Source organism: Mesorhizobium sp. M8A.F.Ca.ET.161.01.1.1 (assembly GCF_004792105.1).
In the GTDB taxonomy this organism is placed as follows: domain Bacteria; phylum Pseudomonadota; class Alphaproteobacteria; order Rhizobiales; family Rhizobiaceae; genus Mesorhizobium.
This window is the reverse complement of sequence record NZ_SRTD01000147.1, coordinates 1-381: the sequence shown is the minus strand read 5'-3', so window position 1 is coordinate 381 and position 381 is coordinate 1. Positions and strand designations below refer to the sequence as shown.

Here is a 381-nt window from a genome sequence, read left to right as displayed (position 1 = left end):
ATAGCCTTGACGGCCAGGCGTGCCATCTCCGCGATCGGCTGCGCGATCGTGGTCAACGGCGGTTCGCAAGCGGCTGCTTCCGGGACGCCGTCGAAGCCGACGACGGATACGTCCTTGGGAACCTTGAGGTTGCGCGCGGCAAGCCATTCGAGCGCTATCAGCGCCATTCTGTCGGACATTGCCAGGATGGCCGTGGGCGGCTCGCCGGCAGCGAAGATCGCCTCGAGTGCTGCCCTGGTGCTCGCGGCATCGTTGGCCGTCTCGTAGACGGGGACGCTGGAGGTGTCGACGCCAACGCGCGAAAGTTCGTTGAAATAGCCGGTGAGCCGGTCGCGCGTTCCGGCATAGAGTGCCGTGCGCACCTGTTCGGGTGAAACGAAG

Annotated in this window: 1 protein-coding gene; it reads right to left on the bottom strand. The window is 65.4% G+C overall.

All coding sequences use genetic code 11. The features are described 5' to 3' along the window. Positions 1 to 381: substrate-binding domain-containing protein (locus EN804_RS35055; protein WP_145972894.1), on the bottom strand; the 381-nt coding region annotated here is incomplete at both ends.